Below are 21,354 nucleotides of genomic sequence, written 5' to 3'. Positions count from 1 at the left end.
GTTTTATGGGGCGTTGCACGTTGACCGTGACATCTGACCGGGTGGAATGTCACGGTTAAGGTGCACCCGGCATCGGTGACCTGGGATTTTACCCGACGCAGCACGTTGACCGTGACATCTGACCGGGTGGAATGTCACGATCAAGGCGCACCCGGCATCGGCGACCTGGGGTTTTACCCGACGCAGCACGTTGACCGTGACATCTGACCGGGTGGAATGTCACGATCAAGGTGCACCCGGCATCGGTGACCTGGGATTTTACCCGACGCAGCACGTTGACCGTGACATCGCAACAGCCCCAACGCCTACCCGGCCCCAGCCGCCCCGATGGGTTCAAGCTGCGGGATCTCCTCGGAACCGTGCTCCCGCGCGTCACGCTTCATAGCCCGCAGCTCGGCGGGGGTGAACGCATCGTTGACCGCGAAGATCACGGTATTGCCCCGCGCGTACACGGGTGTCGCCCCCTCGGCCACCCACAGGCCCTTGAGCTGCTCGTAGCGCGGAACGACGTGCCACCAGAAGTTGTCGGGGCTGGAAATAATGAATTTCACACCGAGTTCGATGGCCGCTTCGTCGACGGGGTTTTCCGATCCCGGGTCGCCACGCAGCCCCTCGCCGAGCGCGTCGGTGTGATAGTGGATCCGGTCCATCATGGAGCCGCGCCCCGAGGTGGGCCACAGGTAGTGCCGCGACAGCGTGGGCACACCGTTGTAGGCGTAGATCCAGGAGTGCCCGTCGTCGGGTTCACCGTAGGTCAGCCCTTCCCATGCGGCGGGCTGGGTGGCCAGCCAGTCGAAGGCGATGCGGTCGTTGTCCGAGACCATCCTCATGTCCATCCTGGCCCCGGTGTATGCGCCTTGCGCACCGAGCTCGGACGTGTCGCGCGCCCACGCCACGGTCCCCGCGCCCGCGATGAGAGCGACAACGAGCGAGGCGCTTATCGACGCCCACCGCCAACGCGAAGTCCCCTTCCGCGCCGCCAACGGCGCCAGGGTCAGCAGGCGGATCGCAGCCGCCACACCGATCGCGGCGCCGACGATGGTGAGCATGCTCACCGGCATGACCAAGCGGTGCGCGGTGTTGTAGTGCAAGTTGGCGATGGCTGACAACACGGTGCCCACCACACCGTCGAACGGCTCGAGCGAGTGGACGGCCGCCATGGCGCTGATCCCGAAGAAGAGCACTGGCCACACCTGGCGGCGCCACACGACAACAACGATCGCACCGAAAACGGCCAGCCACAGCAACACGGTGGCGTCGAAGTCATGGAAGAACTGCACCGAGTGGCGAGTCTGCATCATCAAGATGGTCTTCCACGGTGTCGGCGTGATGTCGCCTTCGGCAATCCCCCATGCCGCGACCTCTTCGGCTTGGCCAGAGCCCTGCAGCATTTGTGGCAGGTAAAGCAGTGCGCCGACGACAGCCGGCCCCGCGATCCAGAGGAAGTCCTTGAGCCGGGTTGTAACCGGGACGAACAGCAGCCGGGTGAGCCAAAACAGGGCGACTGCAACGGCGACGATGGTGACCGCCGACGGGTGGACAACCAAAACACCGACGAAACCGAGCATTGCGGGCAGCGCCATCGCGGGCCGGGCCGGGGTGGAGCAGAACTGCCAGATCACGATGCCGGTGAGCGTGACCGCAAACAAGTACGGCCACATTCCGACGTAGTCGGGAATCCACATCAGCGTCGGTGCCACGTAGCACGCCAGCGCCGCCAGCGCGGCAGCGATCTGCGCGGTCAGCCCGCGCGACTGCGTCACCGCCAGCGCGAGACACGCCATCGTCAGCGGCAGCGTCAGGCCGGGGAGAATGGCAGCGGCAATGTTGAGCGCTGGGATCGGCTCAAGCCCGGCAACCTGCGCAAACAGTGCGATGCCCGAGTGGTAGCCGGTGGGGTACAGAAGCTGCGCCTGCGTTTCAATGTTTTGCAACTCACCCATCCGCGTTGGCGAGGCGATGCCTTCCTCCCGGATGAACCGCACCACGTTGGCGTGCCACTGCACGTCCCAGCCCTGCACGATGTTGTCCGTGCCGTGCGGCACGCGCGCCAACCAGTTCAAGCGATCGCCGACGATCATCCACGCGCCACCGATAACGCCTATCGCGGGGACCACCCACGCTGGGTCCGCCACGCTGCCGGCCCGCCACCCCTCGGGCAAGAACCGCTCCCGCCACGTCGACGCCGTGCGCAACCGTCGGTCCATCGCCCAGCGCCACAGCACCGCGCAGCCGAGTGTGAACATCAAACTGATGGTGAAGGTGAGCGTGTTGAAGGGCGCAGTCGTCTCGCCCCACATCCACGCGCTCATGCCCATGACGCCGAAGGTCACCGGCAGCGCGCTCGCGGCCGCCGCTGGCGCCTTCGCCCCCGCGACCCAGGAGATGATGAATCCTGGCAGCGTGAACAGCATGACGGCGACCACAAAGGCGCCCGTTAGCGACATAGCAGTACCGTCCTCACCGATTTGTTCGACTGCCTGGCTATTGTATTGCCTGCATCGGACACTGCTTTGATCAGCGCGCTCAATCCCGTTTTGCCCTGGTCAGGCGGGCACGCTCGGCGTAGTGCTCGGGCGCGGGGTAGGAGACGTCGACAAGCGTCAGCCCCTTGGCGGGGGCGAGCAGCACCTGCGGGCTGCGCGACGTTTCGCCGAGCAGCGGCTCAACCCAGCCGGGGTCCTTCGACCCCTCCCCGACCTGCAGGCACGACGCAACGAGCGAACGGACCATGTTCCAGCAGAAGGCGTCGGCAGTGACGTGCGCTTCGTACAGGTTGGGCTCTTTGCTTGTCGACGCCTCCACCCAGCGCATCCTCAACACCTCGCGCACCGTCGTGGCGTGCGGCTTCGCCTTACAGAACGCGGCGAAGTCGTGGAGCCCCACGAACACGTCAGCCGCCGCCTGCATGGCGCCGATGTCAACCGGGCGGCGCCACACGGCGGTATCGCGCGCACGGGTCGGCAATGCGCCGGCGGGGTGCGTGGTCACCCGGTACACGTAGCTGCGGGTCAGGGCGGAGAAGCGGGCGTCGAAAAGCGGGCTCACCTCGGAGATGTCGAAGATCCGCACGTCGGCGGGCAGGAGCTTCGCGCACCGCCGAACGAGGCGGGCCGGGTCGCCGTCGATGGAGCGCTGGTCGAGCGCGGCCCGGGGGATGTCCGCGTGCGCGACCTGGCCGGAGGCGTGCACCCCGGCGTCGGTACGCCCCGCTACCGTCAGTTCAACCGGGGTGCGCAGCACCATCGACAGCGCCGACTCAATGGTGTGTTGAACCGTGCGCGTGGACGTGCCCTGGCGTGCCCAGCCGTGGAAATCCGTGCCGTCGTAGGCGATGTCCAGGCGCAGGCGCAGCGTTTCGTCGGTCATGGTGTTTCGAGGGTAGCAAAAGCCCCGCGCTTTTCCGTTACCGGAAATCAGCGCGGGGCGTGCGTGAAGCTGGAGGCGAAAAGTGCTCTTACTTCTCGTCCTCGGTGGTTTCAGTCTCGACGACCTCGACAACCTCGGTTGCCGGCTCGGCCTCGACGGTCTCGGTGGCGACGACCTCAGCCTCAGCCTGCTTGGAGGCAGCGGCGCGGGCGGCGCGGGACGCCTCGGACGACACGGTCTCCTCGAGAACGAGGGAGATGTGGGTCATCGGCGCGTTGTCACCAGCGCGGTTCTCGAGCTTGATGGAGCGGGTGTAGCCGCCATCGCGGTTCGCGAACTTCGGCGCGAGCTCGTTGAACAGGTACGCAACGATGTCCTTGTTCGGCAGCTCGGCGGCCACGGCGCGGCGGTCAGCCAGCGTGCCCTTCTTCGCCTTGGTGATCAGCTTCTCTGCGTAGGGGCGCAGAACCTTGGCCTTGGCCTCGGTGGTCTTAATTGCCCCGTGCTCGAAGAGGGACATAGCCAGGTTGGAAACGATGTGTTTCTGGTGGCTGGCGGAACCTCCGAGACGGGCGCCCTTCTTAGGGGTCGGCATTTTCGTACTCCTCGTGTGCGGTTAGTTGAGCGCGTGCTCTGTGTTGTTACTCGGTGTCTTCCGCGGTGACGTCGACGTAGTCGCCAGTCTCGGCGTCGTAACCCTCGATCTGGGTCGGGTCGAAGTCTTCCGGCGCGTCCTTCAGGGTCAGCCCCAACGAGGCAAGCTTGATCTTGACCTCGTTGATGGACTTCTGCCCGAAGTTACGGATGTCCAGCAGGTCACTTTCGGTGCACTCGGCGAGCTCACCGACGGAGTGGATCTCCTGGCGCTTCAGGCAGTTGTAGGAGCGGACGGAGAAGTTCAGGTCCTCAATCGGCAGGTTGTACGCAGCGATGTACTCCGTCTCCTGCGGGGACGGGCCAATCTCCAGGCCCTCGGCAGCCGTGTTCAGCTCGCGGGCGAGGCCGAACAGCTCCACCAGGGTCGAACCTGCAGACGCCAGGGCGTCACGGGCCGTCATGGAGTTCTTGGTCTCCACGTCGATGATGAGCTTGTCAAAGTCGGTGCGCTGCTCAACACGAGTTGCCTCAACCTTGTAGGCAACGCGGGTGACCGGGGAGTAGATCTGGTCGACCGGGATGCGGCCGACCTCTCCACCTGCGTACGGCATGGCCGGGACGTAGCCGCGGCCGCGCTCGACGACGAGCTCCATCTCGAGGCGCGCGCTGTCGTTGAGCGATGCGATGTGCAGATCCGGGTTGTGGATCGCAATATCGGCAGGCAGCTCAATATCGCCAGCGGTGACGTTGCCCGGGCCCTCCTTGGACAGGTACATGACAACCGGCTCGTCGGAGTCGGAAGACAGCACGATGTTCTTGACGTTGAGGATGATCTCGGAAACGTTCTCCTTGATCCCGTTGATCGTGGTGAACTCGTGGAGCACACCGTCGATCTTGATCGAGGTCACGGCCGCGCCCGGGATGGACGACAGCAGCGTGCGGCGCAGGGAGTTTCCGAGGGTGTAACCGAAACCAGGCTCGAGCGGCTCGATGACGAACTTCGAGCGGTTGGTGTCGATGTACTCCTCAGTCAGTTGAGGGCGCTGAGAGATAAGCATGGACTTCTCCTTTGTCGGCAACCACTATTTGATGCCGGTAGGAACGGATGGTGCGGAAGGTTTTTACGAAGTAAGAGATTACTTCGAGTAGAGCTCGACGATGAGCTGCTCCTGCAGCGGCACGTCGATCTGAGCGCGCTCGGGCAGCTGGTGCACGAGAATGCGCAGGGTCTCCGGAACGACCTGCAGCCAGGCCGGAACGACGGAGTCGACCAGGTTGTCCTGGGCCTCCTCGAACCAGATCATGGCGCGGGACTTCTCGCGGACATCAATGATGTCGTACTGCGAGACGCGGTAGGACGGGACGTTCGTGCGCTTGCCGTTGACCGTGAAGTGGCCGTGGGAGACAAGCTGGCGTGCCTGGCGTCGGGTGCGTGCCAGACCAGCGCGGTAGACGACGTTGTCTAGGCGGGACTCGAGCAGGACGAGCAGGTTGTCACCGGTCTTGCCGGGGAGACGGTTGGCCTCCTCGTAGTAGCGGCGGAACTGCTTCTCCATCACGCCGTAGGTGAAGCGAGCCTTCTGCTTCTCCTGCAGCTGGAGCAGGTACTCAGATTCCTTGATGCGGGCGCGGCCAGCCTGCCCCGGAGGGTAGGGGCGGCGCTCGAACGACATGTCACCGCCGACGAGGTCGACGCGGAGGCGACGGGACTTACGGGTAGCAGGGCCAGTGTAACGAGCCATGTTTTCTTACCTCTTTTCCTTTCTGCCTTAAACGCGACGGCGCTTCGGCGGACGGCAGCCGTTGAACGGCTGGGGCGTCACGTCGGAGATCGAGGACACCTCCAGGCCGGCGGCCTGGAGAGAACGGATAGCGGTCTCGCGGCCGGAGCCGGGACCCTTGACAAAGACGTCAACCTTCTTCATGCCGTGCTCCATTGCCTTGCGGGCTGCGCTTTCAGCGGCCATCTGCGCGGCGAACGGGGTGGACTTACGCGAGCCCTTGAAGCCGACGTGGCCGGAGGACGCCCAGGAGATCACAGCACCGTTCGGGTCCGTGATGGACACGATGGTGTTGTTGAAGGTGGACTTGATGTACGCGTGGCCAGCGGCCACGTTCTTCTTGACGACGCGACGGCCGGTACGGCGCGCGCCGGAACGAGTCTTCGGTGGCATGTGTTACTTCTTCTTTCCTGCGATGGTCTTCTTCGGTCCCTTGCGAGTACGCGCGTTGGTCTTCGTGCGCTGGCCGCGAACGGGCAGCCCGCGGCGGTGGCGCAGACCCTGGTAGGAACCGATCTCGATTTTGCGGCGAATGTCAGCCTGAACCTCACGGCGCAGGTCGCCCTCGACGGTGTAGGAGGACTCGATGGCGTCGCGAAGCGCGGCGAGCTGATCGTCGGTCAAGTTGTCGGTGCGCAGGTCAGGAGAAATGCCCGTCTTCTCGAGCAGTTCCTTGGATCGGGTTGCCCCGATTCCGTAAATGTAGGTGAGTGCGATCTCCATGCGCTTGTTGCGCGGCAGATCGACACCAGCGAGACGTGCCATGTGGGACGTGCCTTTCAGGTTGGTACGGTGGTTTTCTCCCCACCCGTCCACGCCACGCGACGCTTTACCCGGTCCTAACCGGATGGTGGGCCGTGATTACGCGCGGCTTCGGCCACCGCGGCCGAAGGTAGATCGCTCACCGCCGAGTGCGGCGGTGAGTTTGGGTGAGAAGGCGGAAAAGTTTTACTTGTAGCGGTACGTGATACGTCCACGGTCGAGGTCGTAGGGCGACAGCTCTACAATCACCCGGTCCTCCGGGAGGATGCGGATGTAGTGTTGGCGCATCTTGCCACTGATGTGGGCGAGAACCTCGTGGCCGTTGTCGAGTTCGACACGGAACATCGCGTTCTTCAAGGGCTCGACGATGCGGCCCTCAACCTCAATTGCGCCTTCTTTTGCCATACACTCCACTTCCTACAGCACCGTATTTTGAGCAGGTGCTAGACGTATCATTGGTTCGCTTACTGGCGCGCCCGCCCCGCACAATGTGGGGGCAGTTCACACCAAGCTGTAACTATATCGCCCCACCTGCACAAAGACAAACCCCGCATCCGTTGGGGATGCGGGGAGATGCGCCGGCTAGTAATTGGCTAGTAAACGACGACCTTGTCGCCGACCCTCAGATCGTTGAAGTAGCGCTCGGCGTCTGCGCGGTGCATACGCACGCACCCGTGGGACAGGTACGCGGGATCTCCCTCGTGGAAGGCGATTCCGTTGTAGGTGAAGTACGTTGCAAACGGCATCGGCGCGTTGCCGAACTCGTAGGAGATTTCGTCCTTGACCTTGCGGTTTACGTAGAACGTGCCGCGCGGGGTTTCGTAGCCCGGCTTGCCCGTGGCGACGTGCTCGGCAACGTAGTACTGCTGCCCGCCCGACTGCAGCCAGGAACGCTGTCCGGCGATGTCGACGCACACCTTGGCGTCCTTGGGGCACGCGCCGTAATCGAAGCCCGCGGACTGGGGCGCAGGAGCCGAAGCCGGAGCCGGAGCGGGGGCCGGCGGCGTGTGCTCGGCGAGCAGCCCAGGGAAGAGCGCCTCGAAGGTCTGGTCAATCTGAGCGCGCGCCTGCTCCGGCAGCGCAGGGTTGATCGCCGCCAGCGAGCCAGCCTGGGCAATCAGCGACTCGCGCACGTTCCATGCGGCATCGCGGCTTGACGACGCCAGCGTGCTCGACGACTGCTGCGCAAAGGCATCCAGAGCGACGGCGGGGTTGGCGCTGAGCTGCGCCGTGATCGGCTGCTGCTGGGAGTGAGCTGCGGCAGGCGAGATGATGAAGGCGACGCAGGCGCCGACGGCAGCGATGACCGCTGTTAGTCGGCTGGCACGGCGTTGGGAATTCGACATGATGGAAGTATAACCCCCACTTAAGCCTTTCGGCTCCCTCGCTCGCCTACGCCTGGGTTCGTGGCGTGAGAATCCGCGGGCCTTTTGCAGTAGCGGCGACGGTGTGTTCCCAGTGTGCCGCTGGCGAGCCATCGAGGGTGACCACCGTCCAGGCGTCGTCAAGCACTTCGCTGTCCACCTCTCCCCCGAGAATCAGCATTGGCTCGATCGCGAGCACCGAGCCCTCCTGGATCTCGGGGCCGCGGCCGGGTTTACCCTCGTTGGCAAGGAAGGGTTCTTCGTGCATAGAGCGGCCAATGCCGTGCCCGCCGTACCCGTCGAGGATGCCGAGCGCGACGCCGAAGCGCTGCTCAGCGGCGCGGGTGGCCACCTCGAGCGCGTGGGAAACATCCGTCAGCCGGTTGCCGGGGATCATTGCCTTAATGCCCTCGTTAAGGACCCATTCGGTGGCGCGATTGAGCTTGTCGACGTCCTCGGCAAGCTCGCCGACACCAAAGGACCACGCGGAGTCCCCCACCCAGCCCGCGAGCGTCGCGCCGCAGTCCACCGAGACCAGGTCCCCCTCTTTCAGGATGACCGTGTCGCTCGGGATGCCGTGAACCACGACGTCGTTGACCGAGGCGCAGATCGACGCTGGGAACCCCTGGTAGCCAAGGAATGTCGGCACCGCGCCGAAGGAGCGGATGACCTCGTCGGCAACCCGGTCGAGGTCGGCGGTGGTGCGCCCCGGCGCCGCGGCCTTGCGTACTTCCTGCAGAGCAACGCCGACGACGCGGCCCGCGGCTTCCATCGCCTCGAGGTCCGAGGGCGACTTGCCGGGGATGCGTCGTCGGCGTGGGTTGAAAATCATCGCGGGTGGTGCGCCGGGCCTACTTTCCCAGATTTTCCAGCTCGCTCATCGCGCGGCCGTTGACCTCGTCGACCTCACCGACGGCGTCGATGTTGATGATCTCGTCGCCGTAGTGGTCGATCAGCGGGGCGGTCTCGTCGCGGTAGACGCCGAGGCGGGTGCGGATCGTTTCCTCGTTGTCGTCCTCGCGGCCGCGGGCGAGCATGCGCTCGACGACGACGTCCTCGTCGACCTGGAAGTTGAGCACGCCGTCGAGGGCGACGCCCTTCTTGCTCAGCAGCTGCTCGAGGATCTCTGCTTGCTCCACGGTGCGCGGGAAGCCGTCAAGAAGAAAGCCGTTGACGGCGTCCGCCTCCTCGAGGCGGGCCTCGACCATGCGCGCGGTCACGTCGGTGGGCACGAGGCGGCCAGCGTCGATGTATTCCTTGGCTTCGACGCCAAGCGGGGTGCCCTCGCCGATGTTGGCGCGGAACAGGTCACCAGTGGAGATGTGGGGCACGCCGAGCTTGTCGGAGAGGATGGCAGCTTGGGTACCTTTGCCGGCGCCGGGAGGGCCGAGGAGAACGAGACGCATTAGCGGAGGAGTCCTTCATAGTTGGATTGGAGAAGTTGGGATTCGATTTGCTTCACCGTGGTCAGTGCCACAGACACCATAATCAGGATAGCGGTGCCGCCGAAAGCGGTCATCCCCATGCTGCCGGTGCCGCCCACCCCGGCGTCCAGTGCGAGGTTCGGCAGAATCGCGATCAGGCCAAGGTAGAACGCGCCGACGAACAGCAGGCGGTTCATCACATACGCGAGGTACTGCGCGGTGGGGCGACCTGGGCGGATGCCCGGGATGAACCCGCCGTACCTCTTCATGTTGTCTGCTTGCTCCACGGGGTCGTACTGGATGGAAACGTAGAAGTAGGAGAAGAAGACGATCAGGCCGAGGTACAGCACAATGTACTGCCACGAACCGGGGTTCTGCAGCCAGGCCATGACGTTGTTCGTCCACCAGTTGTCGGGCGGAGTCGGATTGTTCATGGTCACGATCTGCGTAATCAGGATCGGAACGTACATCAGCGAGGAGGCGAAGATGACGGGGATAACGCCCGCCTGGTTGACCTTCAGCGGCAGGTAGGTTGATGACCCGCCGTACTGGCGGCGGCCCACCATGCGCTTGGCGTACTGCACCGGAATGCGGCGCTGCCCCTGCTCCATGAAGATGATGCCGATAACCAGAACGATCAGCGCCGCTACAACCAAGCCGAATGTGACACCGCCGGACTGTTCGAGGATAAGCGCACCTTGTGAAGGGATCTGGGTGGCGATACCGGCGAAGATCAGAAGCGACATGCCGTTGCCTACGCCCTTTTCCGTGATGATCTCACCGAGCCACATGATCAGCACCGCGCCGGAGGTCATGACGATAATCATCATGATCAGCGTCCAGATGTTGCGGTCTTCCACCAGAATGGGCATGCCTTGCCCCAGCAACTGTTCGCGATCCGCCAGCGCCACGATGCCCGCGGACTGCAACAGCGCAAGGCCGACGGTGAGGTAGCGCGTGTACTGCGTCATCTTCGTCTGGCCAGCCTGGCCCTCTTTCTTGAGCTCCTCGAAGCGAGGGATGACGACGGTGAGTAGCTGCACAATGATCGACGCCGTGATGTACGGCATGATGCCGATCGCGAAGATAGACAGCTGCAGGAGAGCACCACCCGAGAACAGGCCGATGATTGAGAACATCGTGGCCTGATCGCCCTGCGAAACCTCGTCGAGGCGCGCGCTGATCAGCGCGTAGTCGACTCCCGGTGTCGGAATCTGCGCGCCGACGCGGTAGAGAACCAACAACGCGAGGGTGATAAGGATCTTTTTGCGCAGATCAGCGTCCCTAAACGCTTGAACAATAGCGGACACAAAGCCTCCTGGCTTCCGCGGTGGGTGAGACCTCGGAAGATAGCGGACAGGTAGAGCCGAGGCCAGGAAAGCTCGTCGCTTCCCGCCCCAGGCACGTTTGACCCCAACAGCCTACCAGCCGCCAGACAATCGTCGAAGTTGCGGTGCGGGTAGTCGCGCACGATACTTGATATACAATCGGCTGCTTATCGACGCCCACACCACGCACCCACCCCGCGACGGCGTCAACAAGCTGGCGGAAGGGAGGCCTCAGTGGACGAATCTCGGGATGTGCGCATCGGAGACCCAGAGCGCTCCGCCGCCTTCGACAGGCTGACCCAGCTGTTTACCAACGGCTACCTCGACGTCACCGAGTTCGATGCGCGCACCGCCGAGCTGACGCGGGCCAGCCACAGGAGCGACCTGGACAAGCTGTTTACGGACATGCCGGAGTCGATCGAGCAGTACTCCCCCACCGAAACCCAGCCGCGCGAGCTGGACCCCGATGCCGAGCTTGACCGGGTGCTCACCCGGGGCAAGAAGGTTCAGGCCGCCGACACGATCATCTGGTCCGTGACCATGGTCCTTTTCTTCCTCGGCCTCTTCGTCTTCCACTGGACTTACTTCTGGGTGGTGTTCCCGATCGCCGGGCTCGCGTCGTGGGGCGCCCGCGAATTCTACGGCCTGGGCGACGAGGAGGAAAAGATCTTCGAGGAACTCAACAAGGCGGAAAGCGATAAGCGCGCCGAAAGGCTGCGCGTGGCCATGGAACGTCGTAAAGAGCTCGGGCAGTAAGCGTTATGTAGACAGCGAAACGGGCCGCCTCCCGTAAGGGAAACGGCCCGTCGTCACGCTTGAAGCTTTTTAAGCCTCGGTGACGGTGCCTCCGGCTGCCTCGATCTTTTCGACAGCGGACTTGGAGAACTTCGTGGCGGTGACGTCGAGCTTGACGCCCAAGTCACCGTTACCCAGAACCTTCACCGGCTCGTTCTTGCGAGCGAGGCCCGCTGCAACGATGTCGGCGATGGCCACAGCGCCACCGTTCGGGAACGCCTTCTCGAGGTCGGCAACGTTGACGACCTGGAAAATGACCTTGTTCGGGTTCTTGAAGCCCTTGAGCTTCGGCAGACGCATGTGCAGCGGCATCTGGCCACCCTCGAAAGCGGCCGAAACCTGCTTACGAGCGCCGGTGCCCTTGGTACCGCGACCTGCGGTCTTGCCCTTGGATGCCTCACCGCGGCCGACGCGGGTCTTGGACTTCTTCGCGCCCTGTGCCGGGCGCAGATCATGGAGCTTGATGATGTCAGCCATGTGTTATCTACTCCCCTGCAACTTCTTCGACGGTGACCAGGTGGCGCACCTTCAGGATCTGGCCGCGGGTTGCGGCGTTGTCCTTCTTGATCACCGACTGGCCAATCTTGCGCAAGCCCAGTGCGTCCAGGTTTGCGCGGGTCGTCGGCTTCTCGCCGACCTTGCCGTGGTTCAACGTAATCTTCAGAGCCATTGTTTCCTAAGCCTCCTGTCCCGCGCGTGCGCGCAGCATGCGGGCCGGTGCGATGTCCTCGACGGACTTGCCGCGCTTGGCAGCAATCTCCTCGGGACGCACGAGCTCCTTGAGGCCGGCAACGGTCGCGTGGACCACGTTCAGGGCGTTGTCGGAGCCGAGGGACTTCGACAGGATGTCCTGGATGCCAGCACACTCGAGCACGGGGCGCACAGCGCCGCCGGCGATGACACCGGTACCCGGTGCGGCCGGGCGCAGCATCACGATGCCAGCTGCTGCCTCACCCTGGACCGGGTGCGGGATGGTGCCGCCGATCATCGGGACGCGGAAGAAGTTTTTGCGAGCCTCTTCAGCACCCTTTTGGATGGCAGCGGGAACTTCCTTTGCCTTGCCGTAGCCAACGCCGACCATGCCCTGGCCGTCACCAACGACGACGAGGGCGGTGAAGGACATGTTGCGGCCGCCCTTGACGGTCTTGGCAACACGGTTGATGGTGACAACGCGCTCGATGTACTTGTCGCGATCGTCGTTCTGGTTGCGGCGGTCGTCGCGGTCGCGGCGGCCTCCGCGGCCACCGCGCTCGCCACGGTCGTTGTTGCGCTGGTTGCGGTCGTTGTTGTTCTGGTTGTCGGCGGAGCGTCCGCCGTCACGCCGTTCACGTTCGGCCATTACGCGTTCCTTCCGTTGATGGTGATGATTGCGGTAGTCATTAGAACTTCAGACCACCTTCGCGAGCTGCGTCAGCAAGGGCTGCCACTCGGCCGTGGTACTTGTAGCCAGCGCGGTCGAAGACAACCGCGTCGATGCCGGCTTCCTTCGCGCGCTGAGCGATCAGGGTGCCAACCTTTGCTGCCTTGTCCTTCTTATCGCCCTCGGCACCGCGGATGTCGGCTTCCATCGTGGAGGCGGACACGAGCGTGTGGCCGGCGAGGTCGTCGATGACCTGCACGTGCATGTGACGAGAAGAGCGGTGCACGACGAGACGCGGGGTCTCCGGGGTGCCACGCAGCGTCTTGCGGATACGGAAGTGGCGACGTGCGCGGGCCTCGCGGCGGCGGGAAGAAATGTCCTTGCCCACCGGGGTGCGCTTGGTGTTCTCTGCAGTATTGCTCATGATTACTTACCCGTCTTTCCGACCTTGCGGCGAACCTGCTCGCCTGCGTAGCGGATGCCCTTACCCTTGTAGGGGTCGTCCTTGCGCAGTCGGCGGATGTTCGCAGCGATCTGGCCTACCTGCTGCTTGTCGATGCCCTCGATGGAGAACTTGGTGTTTCCGTCGACGGCGAAGGTGATGCCCTCGGGTGCCTGGATCAGGATCGGGTGCGAGTAGCCCAGGGAGAACTCGAGGTCCTTGCCCTTGGCCTGCACGCGGTAACCGACGCCGAAGATCTCCATGTTGACCTTGTAGCCCTCGGTCACGCCCACGACCAGGTTGTTCACCAGGGAGCGGGACAGGCCGTGCAGGGCGCGGCTGGTGCGGTTGTCGTCCGGGCGGGACACCACGATTTCGTTTTCAGCAACGGAAGCGGTGATCGGCTCCGGGAGTTCGAGCGACAGGGTGCCCTTCGGGCCCTTGACCTGAACGTTACGGCCGTCAATAGTGGTCTCGACGCCGTTGGGGATTGCGATGGGTGCTTTACCTACGCGTGACATAGTCTTTCCAACCTCCCTTACCAGACGTAGGCGAGAACTTCTCCGCCTACGCCTTTCTCCTGGGCCTGACGATCGGTCAGGAGGCCCTGCGACGTGGAAATGATTGCCACGCCAAGGCCGCCAAGAACCTGCGGCAGGTCGTTCGACTTTGCGTACACACGCAGACCCGGCTTGGACACGCGGCGCAGCCCTGCAATGGAGGACTCGCGGGTGGGGCCGTACTTGAGGTCCAGGGTCAGCGTCTTGCCAACCTTGACGTCCTCAACCTTGTAGTCAGCGATGTAGCCCTCCTGCTTGAGGATCTCCGCAATGTTGACCTTCAACTTGGAGGAGGGCATAGACACGGTCTCGTGCTGCGCATTGTTTGCGTTGCGCACGCGAGACAGCATGTCTGCGATTGGATCAGTCATCGTCATGTGAAGTGACCGTTTTACCTTTCTCGTTGCGGTTCCCTTTAAAAACCCACCTGACCCCCACAAACTGCTTCGTGGAATGGTCGCGTTATCCGTGTGGTCTGTTGGGGGCTACTCAACGCTCCCCGCGCTCAGTAACGCGGGGCGCTCGCCGCCTCCCTTACACCCGGTCCGCATGTCGGCGGGGGGCCTGCAACAAAGTTGGATGTGCAGTTAAATGAACTTGTTGAATCTCCGTGGACGCCATGTGTCGGGCCCAGAAGTCCAAACGAGAACCCTACCGGCCGCAGCAGCTAAGAAGCAAATTGCTACCAGGGGCGTTCGCCTCCCAGTGCGCGGCAGCGCGCGTGGATACGGAACACGGCGCGGTGTCGACCCAGTTGTGCTCCCTTCCACCTTCGCGCTGCGGCTGCAGACGAGTTCGCCGGGGGTTTCTGGCACGGAGCGCGTGTTGGAGGGTGCCGCGGCACGGGTAGGCTCGTAACTCTCACAGCCCAAAGTCGACGCAAGGAAGGTGGCAAGTGGGACGGATCAACCGCAGCTTTGCCGTGACGACGCTGTCGCTTGACGACGCCTCCGCGGCGGCACAGGTCTTCTCCGACACGCGTGCCGGAACCGCGGCCGCGGAGGAGCCGCTGCAACTGCGCTCTCGCGGCGTCACGCTGTTAACCACGACCCGCACCCCGGGAAACGACGTCGAGCTTGTCCACGGGTGGTTGTTTACCGAGGGGCTGATCCGCGACGCCTCCGATGTTGCAACGGCGCGGTACTGCGCGGGCGCCGTGGATACCGGCGGGCGCAACACCTACAACCTGATGGACATCGACATCGCTGCCCCGCTTACCCCTGTCTCTCCGCTAGCGGATTCCTGTGGCGTGTCGCGGGAGCAGACCATCTCCGAGATCGTGCACAGCGCCCCCGGCCCGGTCACCCCGGTCGATGTCGCGGCTGAGACGTGGTTTCGCTTCGCCGATCTTGTCGTCGAACGCAACGCCAAGGCGCCGACTCGCGTCGCTGTTCTCGCTACCGCAGAGGCTGACAGTGTGCTGCGGCGAGAGGACTTAAACGTTGCCCACGCCGTCGATAAGCTCGTTGGCGCCCTGGTTCTCGACTCCGCGGTTCCCGCGGCCGGGCGAGTTCTGGTGCTCGACTCGCATGTGACGCTTCAGATCGCGCGCAAAGCGTTGATGGCGGGGATTGCCGCCATCGTGACTCCTGCAGACGCGACGTCGCTGGCAGTGGAGCTAGCCCGACACGCAGGCATGACGCTGGTAGCCCGCGCGAGCGCGAACCGCGTCAGCGTCTACGCGGGCCTACAAACGCCCTGAGCCCTGAGTTCCCGAACTCAAGCCCGTCTCAACCCCTCCCGGGACGAACCCGCTCGATAGCGGCAGCGAGCTCACCGCAGAGCTGAGATCGGCGGCGGAGGAACCGAGGTTGCCGTCGAAGTTCGTGCACACCGTCGGCTGCGCCGGCATGCGGCCATGGAAGGCGTCGATGACGAACGGGATACCGAACGCGCCACCTGAAACCGCCTGGGCCACGTGGTTGTAGGTGGACAGCGGCGGGAGGATGTCATCGCGGTAGACCACGGGCACCCCCTTCGCGCACCAGGCGCGGGCAAGGACCTTGGCTTGGTCGTATGCGACATTCTGGTCGTAGCGGCCGGAGACGATCATCACCGGAACTTGCGGCGTACCATTGCCAATGAACTGCTCGTCGATTGCGTTTCGCGCGGCGGGGTACTCATTGGCCAGCTCGCCGAGCGTGCGGTCTCCGTTGATCCACGCGCGGGTGTAGACGCCGTCATACTCCCTCATGATGTCATTGGTGCACATGTTGGTTACCTTTTCCAGCGCATCGCGCCCCGCTGGAGAAACGTTCGCCTCGATGATTTCGCCGAGCTCCCGGTAACGGACTTTCAGCCCGTTGATGGCGAAACCGATCACGCCCGAAAGGTCGGAGCCATCGATGTTTTCCTGGACTTTAATTAGGTCCGCCGGCGGTGCCGAGGCGTAGCTGGCCACCAGGTTGACATCGGGTGCGTAATCGGGCTGCGACTCTGCGGCGGCCGCCGATGCACCGCCGCCCTGGGAGTGCCCGTAGACGGCTACTTTGCCGAACTGCCCGCCGCGGCTTTCAACGAGCTCACGCGCGGCGCGCGCGGCGTCGAGCATCGCATGCGCCTGGTCCTTTCGGTTCATGTAGGTGTGCAAGCCCGGGGTGCCCATCCCGATCAGGTCCGTAACGACGACGCGCACACCCTGGCTAGCAAACATCATGTCGTAGTTGCCCTCAAGGTTGACCGTCCTGCCCGTGTAGACCGGATCTGGCTGCCCGTCAAGCGGCCAGTTGCGCGAGGGCGCGCAATGGTCGCCCTGCCCGACCGTCCCGCGCACGATCACCAGGGTGGGTCGCGGTCCTTCGCCGCGCCACGGCACCGTTGGTTCGAGCACGTACCCGGTCACGGGCGTCAGTTTCCCGTCGGCGTCTTCGGTGGTGTACATAATCTTGTCCACACTGGTGGGAAGACCCGGCGAACCGTTTCCGAGGATTCCGGAATAAGGCGCCGGTTGCGTGCGCAAGATCTCGCCGACTCGACTCGGGGCGACGCCGGAAGTGTCATAGAAGGGGTCCACTGCACCGGGCTGGACGGGGCCCTGCGTCACAATCGACGAGCCGACCGTGGAGCCTTCCAATGATCCTTCTGCGGCCGCTGCGTGGCCCCCGCCAGCGAGAACCGCCGACACCGCTACCGCGCTCGCCGTGACTACTGCGGCCGCAGACCGCCTCACCCTCGCCGTAACCACCGAACCCATGTGACCTCCCTCACGTTTGAAATCCTCATGTATTTTAGGTCATATTAGTGGTCCGCATGCGCAGATATTATTGTTTTGCTAAACAATTTTTCGGAACGTAAGCGCAGGTCGGGATCCAACGCGGGCTTGCCCCAAATCCGACCTCTCCCCCGCTTCCACTCCCTGCCCGTAAGACTCGCCGTCGAAGGTTCGCTGCGAGCGAAAGTTCTCGAAGAACAGACCGTGGTGGCGACCGAAATCCTCTTGAGCCTGGCGCGCTTTCTCGGCGTCGTCGACAAGCGCTAGCGCATACTCGCCCGAGGTTCCCGCAACACTTTGCTCCGCCGCCCTCAACCGATACGCGATGCTGTGCGTGAAACCAGTCATGAACGAGCGGCGCTGCACGACCGTGGAGGTCGCGTCGAACGGGCCGGCGACGATCGCCCCCGCAGCCGCGATCATCGCTGGGTTGAGCAGCGTGAAGAGCAGATTGACGCGATCGAGGTGGCGCCGCAGCCCGAAAATAGTCACCGAACTGATCCGCGTGGAACGGCGCACCCTCTGACTGAAACCCGTGCAGTGCAAGGCCGCGGCGATGCCGAGCAACAGGGCGGCTTGCATATCCGTGTAAGCCCCACTGAGCCCAACGCTTTTATGCCCCACGTCATCGCCCGCATCGGGCGAGTGCACATCTCTTTCATCGAAGCCGTGGCTGGCCATCAGAGCAAAGGCCTTGGCGTAGTAGGACTCCCCCTCGGCCGTGCCCTGCCGATCCGCCGCCTGATTCAGCAGCTTCTGAACCTTGTCCCTGATCTTCTCGGTCGTTGCCATGATGCTCTTCCTTCCCCCGTGCCAGTGAGTTATTCCACCCCAACTGCTACCCGAGCAACCCGCGTCCATACCCGCCGAGGGTGAACGCCTGTGGATAACCGCCGATTGTGGATAAGTTCCCAACCCGCCACTAGGCTCGCGGGCATGGTGGAGGCGAGAAAACAGATGCGCGGCGAGGCGCTGCGCTCCCTACTTCCCATGGTCAAATACTCGGGTAGCAACGTCGACCAGGCCTACCGGCACCTGGTGTCGCTGCGCGCGTCAGCGATCAACGACTGCAGAGCCTGCATCACCACGCATCGTCGCGATGCCCGCTCTGACGGCTGGGACGAAACGCGAATTTTGCGGGCGGAGGACTGGACCAACCATCGCGACCGCTTCGACGAGAAGGAAACCGCGGTGCTCGCCCTGACCGACGCGGTGACGCACGTCGATGGTTACGAATCCGTACCCGACGAGCTGTGGGACAGCGTCGAGGAGCTCTTTGGCACCCAGGGCGCGCACGACGTGCTGGTGAGCATCCTAGCGATCAACACGTTTAACCGGCTGAGCATCACCACGCGAACCAACGCGGACGCGATTAAATCCACCATCCCGTTCGACCACGACTACGACGCGACGCTCTAGGGCTCGGCGCTTGCGAATGCATACTCACCGAAGGGACACGCACACCTAACCCCCTAGACCGCAGGGCACCCGCTCAAGCGATACCCCTTTAGTTGGGCCAATCGCTGTATACAACGCCGCGCGGGACAATGACCGGCGAGCCTCCCGCCGGGTCCTCCCACACTTCGGCGCGCAGCCCGTAGGCCTGCTCCAACACCTGCGGAGTCAACGCCTGCGAGGGGGCGCCCTCGGCCAGGATGCGCCCCTGCTTCATCACAACCAGGGTGTCGGAGTACATCCCCGCCAGCATCAGATCGTGCAACACCATCACCACGGCCTTGCCTCGGCGCGCTTGGCCGCGGGCGAGCTCGAGCATGGCGATGGCGTGGGCGGGGTCAAGGAACGTGGTTGGTTCGTCGAGAAGCAAAACTGGCGTGTCCTGCGCGAGCGCCATCGCTAGCCACACGCGCTGGCGCTGCCCGCCGGAGAGCTCCGCAATGTCTCGATCAACGAGCTCGGTGACTGAGGTTTCCGCGCAGGCCCGTTCAATCGCCTCCCGGTCCTCGGCGCCAAGGCCCCGCAGGCGGTCCCGGTGCGGGTGGCGGCCACGGGCGACAAGCTCTCCGACGCGCAGCCCATCAGGGGCGACGGGGTTCTGCGCAAGCATCGCGATGCGCGTCGCTGCCTGCCGAAACGACAGCGAATGGACATCTTCACCGCCAACCGTCACCGTGCCGGCGCGAGGAGTGAGAACCTTCGACATCGTCTTTAACAGCGTCGACTTGCCGCATCCGTTCGGGCCGATCAAAGTGGTCACCTCGCCAGGGCGCGCGACCAAGCTCACGCCGTGCAGCACGTCGCTGCTGCTGCCGTAACCTGCGACGATATCGCGCGCGACGACTGGTTGCCCTGCGTTCATTATTTCCTACCTCGCCTTGTCCTCATCGTGTGCTCCGAGACTGCCGCCACACCAGCAATACGAGGGCGACGCCGCCGATTGCTGATGACACTGCGCCTACGGGTGCAGCGGCGGGGATTAGCCCCGCCACCACCGCGCATACCGCCAGCAGCGCGGCACCCGCGGCGGCGGATACCACCGGTGCCGGGTTCGGCGTGCGCGCAACGATGCGCCCCAGGTGCGGGGCGAGCAGCGCGACGAAACCGATGGGCCCGACCACAGAAACCACCACCGCCGAGATCCCCGTCGCCGCTACTAGCAGAGCCGCGCGCCGCGCCTTAAGGTTGACACCCAGCGCGGTGGCAGAAGTGTCGTCGTGGGCAAGCAACGGCAGATCGCGCCCACACCACAACCCGAGGGCAACGAACGGGAGCACACCAACGCTCAGCGCGATAACGCCATCCATGCGAACGAAACCAGTCGAGCCCGCCAGCCAGGTCTGCGCCTCCACGGCGCGCAACACCTCAGCTTTGAGCAGCAGGTAGCTCACCGCGGCGTGGAGCATGAGTGAGAGCGCGAACCCCGTGAGCACGATTCTGTCGCTGGTACCCACCCCGCCGAGCGCGACCAGAAGCACGACCACGCCCGCTGCACCACAGAGCGCGAGGACGGCGCGCCACCAGAAGTCGGGCAGCGCTTGCGAAAACTCCGGGCGGTACGTCACCGTTCCCAGCACCACGAGCAGCGCGGCCCCCGAGGTCACGCCCAGAATATCGGGCGATGCCAGCGGGTTGCGCGCCATTGTTTGGGTCCACTCCCCCGCCATTCCGAGCGCAGCCCCGACAAGGAGCGTGGCCACGGCGACCGGCAGGCGCAGATCCCACACCACGGCAATCTCCCGGCTTGTTCCGCCGCCACGCAGGACGTGGAGTACCTGGGCGGGGCTCAGCTCCACGGCGCCTTGGCCCAGAAGCGCGATGTAGGCCGCAGCCGCGATCGCGGCGAACAGCACTGTGGCGCCGATGAGTCGTGAGGTTTTTCGCATCTAGATCACCGTCTTGTTCGCGCCCTCGCCCCGATGCACCGCGGCGATGAGCAGCGGCGCGCCAATGAACGCGATCACGATGGACATTTCCAGCTCCCCCGGGCTAAGCACGAGCCTGCCGAGGACGTCGGCAAGCAGCACGATGGTGCCCCCGAAAAGCGCGGCGGGAACCAGCAAGACCGTAAGCTGCGGGCCGACAAGCCTGCGCATAATGTGCGGGGCGGCGAACCCGACGAAGGCGACCGGCCCGGCTGCCGCGGTAGCGCTGCCGGCCAAGAGCACGATCCCAGCCGCGGCGCCAACATGCGCTCGCCGCTCGGAACCGCCCAGGGCGAGGGAGGTGTCCCTGCCCATCGCTAGCAGGTCGAGCGGACGCGCAGCGAACAGGGCGCACACCCCGCCGACGGCGCACCCGGCCCAGGCGACGGCCGCTTCCGCGTAGCCGCGGCCGAAGGTGGAGCCCACCACCCAGTGGCGCATGGAGTCGAAGACTTCTGTGTCGAATAATCCGAGCAGGGTCGCAACGGAGCGCAGCGCCGCGTCGACCCCGACCCCGGCAAGGATCAAGGTAAGTGGCGACAACGAGCGGCGCGCAATGAGCATGACGACGCCGGTGGCCGCGGCGGCGCCCCCGAAGGCGAAGGTGAGCGAACCGGTGACAGTGGCGCTCACGCCCAGGACCGCTCCGATCGCCATGGCGCAGGAAGCACCCGCAGTGATGCCGATAAAGCCGGGATCGGCGAGCGGGTTGCGCGTCCACGCCTGGGCCAGCGCGCCTGCCAGCGCAAGCGAGGCGCCGACTGCGAACGCAATGAGCGTGCGCGGGACGCGCAGGTCCCACACGATTCCCCGAATCTCTGCCGTGCCGGCACCGCGCAGGACAAGAAGCACCTCGTTCGCCGGCACGGCGCGGGAGCCGACAAACAACGACGCCACGACCGCCGCAGCAACGGCGACGAGCAACGCGGCGCACACAATGCCGGTATGACGTGTGCTTCGTCGTGCGACGCTCATCGTGGG

Annotated in this window: 26 protein-coding genes; 3 read left to right on the top strand and 23 right to left on the bottom strand. The window is 64.4% G+C overall.

Annotated elements, in window-relative coordinates; translation table 11 throughout:
* Positions 1-305: 305 nt before the first annotated feature.
* From RIU96_RS04320 to secY, 12 genes are all read right to left on the bottom strand, one after another.
* Complete coding sequence (locus tag RIU96_RS04320) at positions 306-2,447, bottom strand: DUF6541 family protein (protein ID WP_311205135.1); 2,142 nt, start codon at positions 2,445-2,447, stop codon at positions 306-308.
* A 79-nt stretch (positions 2,448-2,526) separates the two neighbouring features.
* Positions 2,527-3,369 carry a tRNA pseudouridine(38-40) synthase TruA gene (truA, locus tag RIU96_RS04315; RefSeq protein WP_259812486.1) on the bottom strand — a complete coding sequence of 281 codons (843 nt, stop codon included), beginning with the start codon at positions 3,367-3,369 and terminating at the stop codon, positions 2,527-2,529.
* An 88-nt stretch (positions 3,370-3,457) separates the two neighbouring features.
* Positions 3,458-3,964: a 50S ribosomal protein L17 gene (gene rplQ / locus RIU96_RS04310; protein WP_136650806.1), complete on the bottom strand. Its 507-nt coding sequence runs from the start codon at positions 3,962-3,964 to the stop codon at positions 3,458-3,460.
* A gap of 46 nt (positions 3,965-4,010) precedes the next feature.
* Positions 4,011-5,024, bottom strand: a complete 1,014-nt coding sequence (locus RIU96_RS04305; protein WP_136650805.1) for a DNA-directed RNA polymerase subunit alpha — start codon at positions 5,022-5,024, stop codon at positions 4,011-4,013.
* Between the two features lie 78 nt (positions 5,025-5,102).
* Entirely contained in the window at positions 5,103-5,708 is a 606-nt protein-coding gene (rpsD, locus tag RIU96_RS04300) for a 30S ribosomal protein S4 (RefSeq protein WP_136650804.1), read from the bottom strand.
* 27 nt (positions 5,709-5,735) lie between these two features.
* Positions 5,736-6,140 carry a 30S ribosomal protein S11 gene (gene rpsK, locus RIU96_RS04295; protein ID WP_136650803.1) on the bottom strand — a complete coding sequence of 135 codons (405 nt, stop codon included), beginning with the start codon at positions 6,138-6,140 and terminating at the stop codon, positions 5,736-5,738.
* Between the two features lie 3 nt (positions 6,141-6,143).
* A complete protein-coding gene (rpsM, locus tag RIU96_RS04290; protein WP_006839471.1) occupies positions 6,144-6,512 on the bottom strand; it encodes a 30S ribosomal protein S13 in 369 nt (122 codons plus the stop codon).
* A 183-nt stretch (positions 6,513-6,695) separates the two neighbouring features.
* Positions 6,696-6,914, bottom strand: coding sequence for a translation initiation factor IF-1 (gene infA, locus RIU96_RS04285; protein WP_018017508.1), 219 nt, complete (start codon positions 6,912-6,914; stop codon positions 6,696-6,698).
* A gap of 188 nt (positions 6,915-7,102) precedes the next feature.
* Positions 7,103-7,855: a L,D-transpeptidase gene (locus tag RIU96_RS04280; RefSeq protein WP_259790516.1), complete on the bottom strand. Its 753-nt coding sequence runs from the start codon at positions 7,853-7,855 to the stop codon at positions 7,103-7,105.
* A 46-nt stretch (positions 7,856-7,901) separates the two neighbouring features.
* Positions 7,902-8,705 carry a type I methionyl aminopeptidase gene (map, locus tag RIU96_RS04275; protein WP_144779148.1) on the bottom strand — a complete coding sequence of 268 codons (804 nt, stop codon included), beginning with the start codon at positions 8,703-8,705 and terminating at the stop codon, positions 7,902-7,904.
* Positions 8,706-8,724: 19 nt separating this feature from the next.
* Positions 8,725-9,279, bottom strand: coding sequence for an adenylate kinase (locus RIU96_RS04270; protein ID WP_144779146.1), 555 nt, complete (start codon positions 9,277-9,279; stop codon positions 8,725-8,727).
* Positions 9,279-10,607, bottom strand: coding sequence for a preprotein translocase subunit SecY (gene secY / locus RIU96_RS04265; RefSeq protein WP_144772355.1), 1,329 nt, complete (start codon positions 10,605-10,607; stop codon positions 9,279-9,281). The genes RIU96_RS04270 and secY overlap by 1 nt, the downstream gene beginning before the upstream one ends.
* Positions 10,608-10,859: 252 nt before the next feature.
* On the opposite strand from secY, the gene RIU96_RS04260 reads away from it, so the two are divergent.
* Positions 10,860-11,381, top strand: coding sequence for a DUF1707 SHOCT-like domain-containing protein (locus tag RIU96_RS04260; RefSeq protein WP_144772354.1), 522 nt, complete (start codon positions 10,860-10,862; stop codon positions 11,379-11,381).
* A gap of 69 nt (positions 11,382-11,450) precedes the next feature.
* On the opposite strand, the gene rplO is transcribed toward RIU96_RS04260, so the two are convergent.
* The 6 genes from rplO to rpsH are packed head-to-tail and all read right to left on the bottom strand — an operon-like array spanning position 11,451 to position 14,159.
* Entirely contained in the window at positions 11,451-11,897 is a 447-nt protein-coding gene (gene rplO, locus RIU96_RS04255; RefSeq protein WP_144772353.1) for a 50S ribosomal protein L15, read from the bottom strand.
* 7 nt (positions 11,898-11,904) lie between these two features.
* Positions 11,905-12,090, bottom strand: a complete 186-nt coding sequence (rpmD, locus tag RIU96_RS04250) for a 50S ribosomal protein L30 (protein WP_144772352.1) — start codon at positions 12,088-12,090, stop codon at positions 11,905-11,907.
* Positions 12,091-12,096: 6 nt separating this feature from the next.
* A complete protein-coding gene (gene rpsE / locus RIU96_RS04245; protein ID WP_144772351.1) occupies positions 12,097-12,759 on the bottom strand; it encodes a 30S ribosomal protein S5 in 663 nt (220 codons plus the stop codon).
* Between the two features lie 40 nt (positions 12,760-12,799).
* On the bottom strand, positions 12,800-13,204 hold the full coding sequence (rplR, locus tag RIU96_RS04240) for a 50S ribosomal protein L18 (protein ID WP_144772350.1): 405 nt from the start codon (positions 13,202-13,204) through the stop codon (positions 12,800-12,802).
* 2 nt (positions 13,205-13,206) lie between these two features.
* Entirely contained in the window at positions 13,207-13,743 is a 537-nt protein-coding gene (rplF, locus tag RIU96_RS04235; protein ID WP_136650796.1) for a 50S ribosomal protein L6, read from the bottom strand.
* 17 nt (positions 13,744-13,760) lie between these two features.
* The gene (rpsH, locus tag RIU96_RS04230; RefSeq protein ID WP_144689013.1) at positions 13,761-14,159 is read right to left on the bottom strand and encodes a 30S ribosomal protein S8; all 399 of its coding nucleotides are present in this window, start codon (positions 14,157-14,159) and stop codon (positions 13,761-13,763) included.
* A 518-nt stretch (positions 14,160-14,677) separates the two neighbouring features.
* Here rpsH and RIU96_RS04225 point away from each other — a divergent pair.
* Complete coding sequence (locus tag RIU96_RS04225) at positions 14,678-15,484, top strand: formate dehydrogenase accessory sulfurtransferase FdhD (protein WP_311205134.1); 807 nt, start codon at positions 14,678-14,680, stop codon at positions 15,482-15,484.
* On the opposite strand, the gene RIU96_RS04220 is transcribed toward RIU96_RS04225, so the two are convergent.
* On the bottom strand, positions 15,470-16,975 hold the full coding sequence (locus RIU96_RS04220) for a lipase family protein (protein ID WP_311205133.1): 1,506 nt from the start codon (positions 16,973-16,975) through the stop codon (positions 15,470-15,472). The two genes, RIU96_RS04225 and RIU96_RS04220, sit on opposite strands and share 15 nt — an antisense overlap.
* Positions 16,976-17,053: 78 nt before the next feature.
* Entirely contained in the window at positions 17,054-17,785 is a 732-nt protein-coding gene (locus tag RIU96_RS04215) for a DUF2786 domain-containing protein (protein WP_144739956.1), read from the bottom strand.
* Positions 17,786-17,929: 144 nt separating this feature from the next.
* Here RIU96_RS04215 and RIU96_RS04210 point away from each other — a divergent pair, with 144 nt between their 5' ends.
* Complete coding sequence (locus RIU96_RS04210) at positions 17,930-18,412, top strand: carboxymuconolactone decarboxylase family protein (RefSeq protein ID WP_144739959.1); 483 nt, start codon at positions 17,930-17,932, stop codon at positions 18,410-18,412.
* Between the two features lie 88 nt (positions 18,413-18,500).
* On the opposite strand, the gene RIU96_RS04205 is transcribed toward RIU96_RS04210, so the two are convergent.
* Genes RIU96_RS04205 through RIU96_RS04195 form a run of 3 tightly spaced genes read right to left on the bottom strand, consistent with a single transcriptional unit; the run spans position 18,501 to position 21,348 of the window.
* The gene (locus RIU96_RS04205) at positions 18,501-19,310 is read right to left on the bottom strand and encodes an ABC transporter ATP-binding protein (protein WP_144739962.1); all 810 of its coding nucleotides are present in this window, start codon (positions 19,308-19,310) and stop codon (positions 18,501-18,503) included.
* 22 nt (positions 19,311-19,332) lie between these two features.
* Positions 19,333-20,334, bottom strand: coding sequence for a FecCD family ABC transporter permease (locus RIU96_RS04200; protein ID WP_181729791.1), 1,002 nt, complete (start codon positions 20,332-20,334; stop codon positions 19,333-19,335).
* Positions 20,335-21,348 (bottom strand): FecCD family ABC transporter permease, encoded by a 1,014-nt coding sequence (locus tag RIU96_RS04195; RefSeq protein WP_220184713.1) that lies wholly within the window; start codon positions 21,346-21,348, stop codon positions 20,335-20,337.
* Between the last annotated feature and the right edge of the window lie 6 nt (positions 21,349-21,354).

This window comes from Corynebacterium sp. Z-1 (genome assembly GCF_031844665.1).
Classification (GTDB): Bacteria; Actinomycetota; Actinomycetes; order Mycobacteriales; family Mycobacteriaceae; genus Corynebacterium; species Corynebacterium sanguinis.
This window is presented reverse-complemented; position numbering and strand designations above follow the sequence as displayed.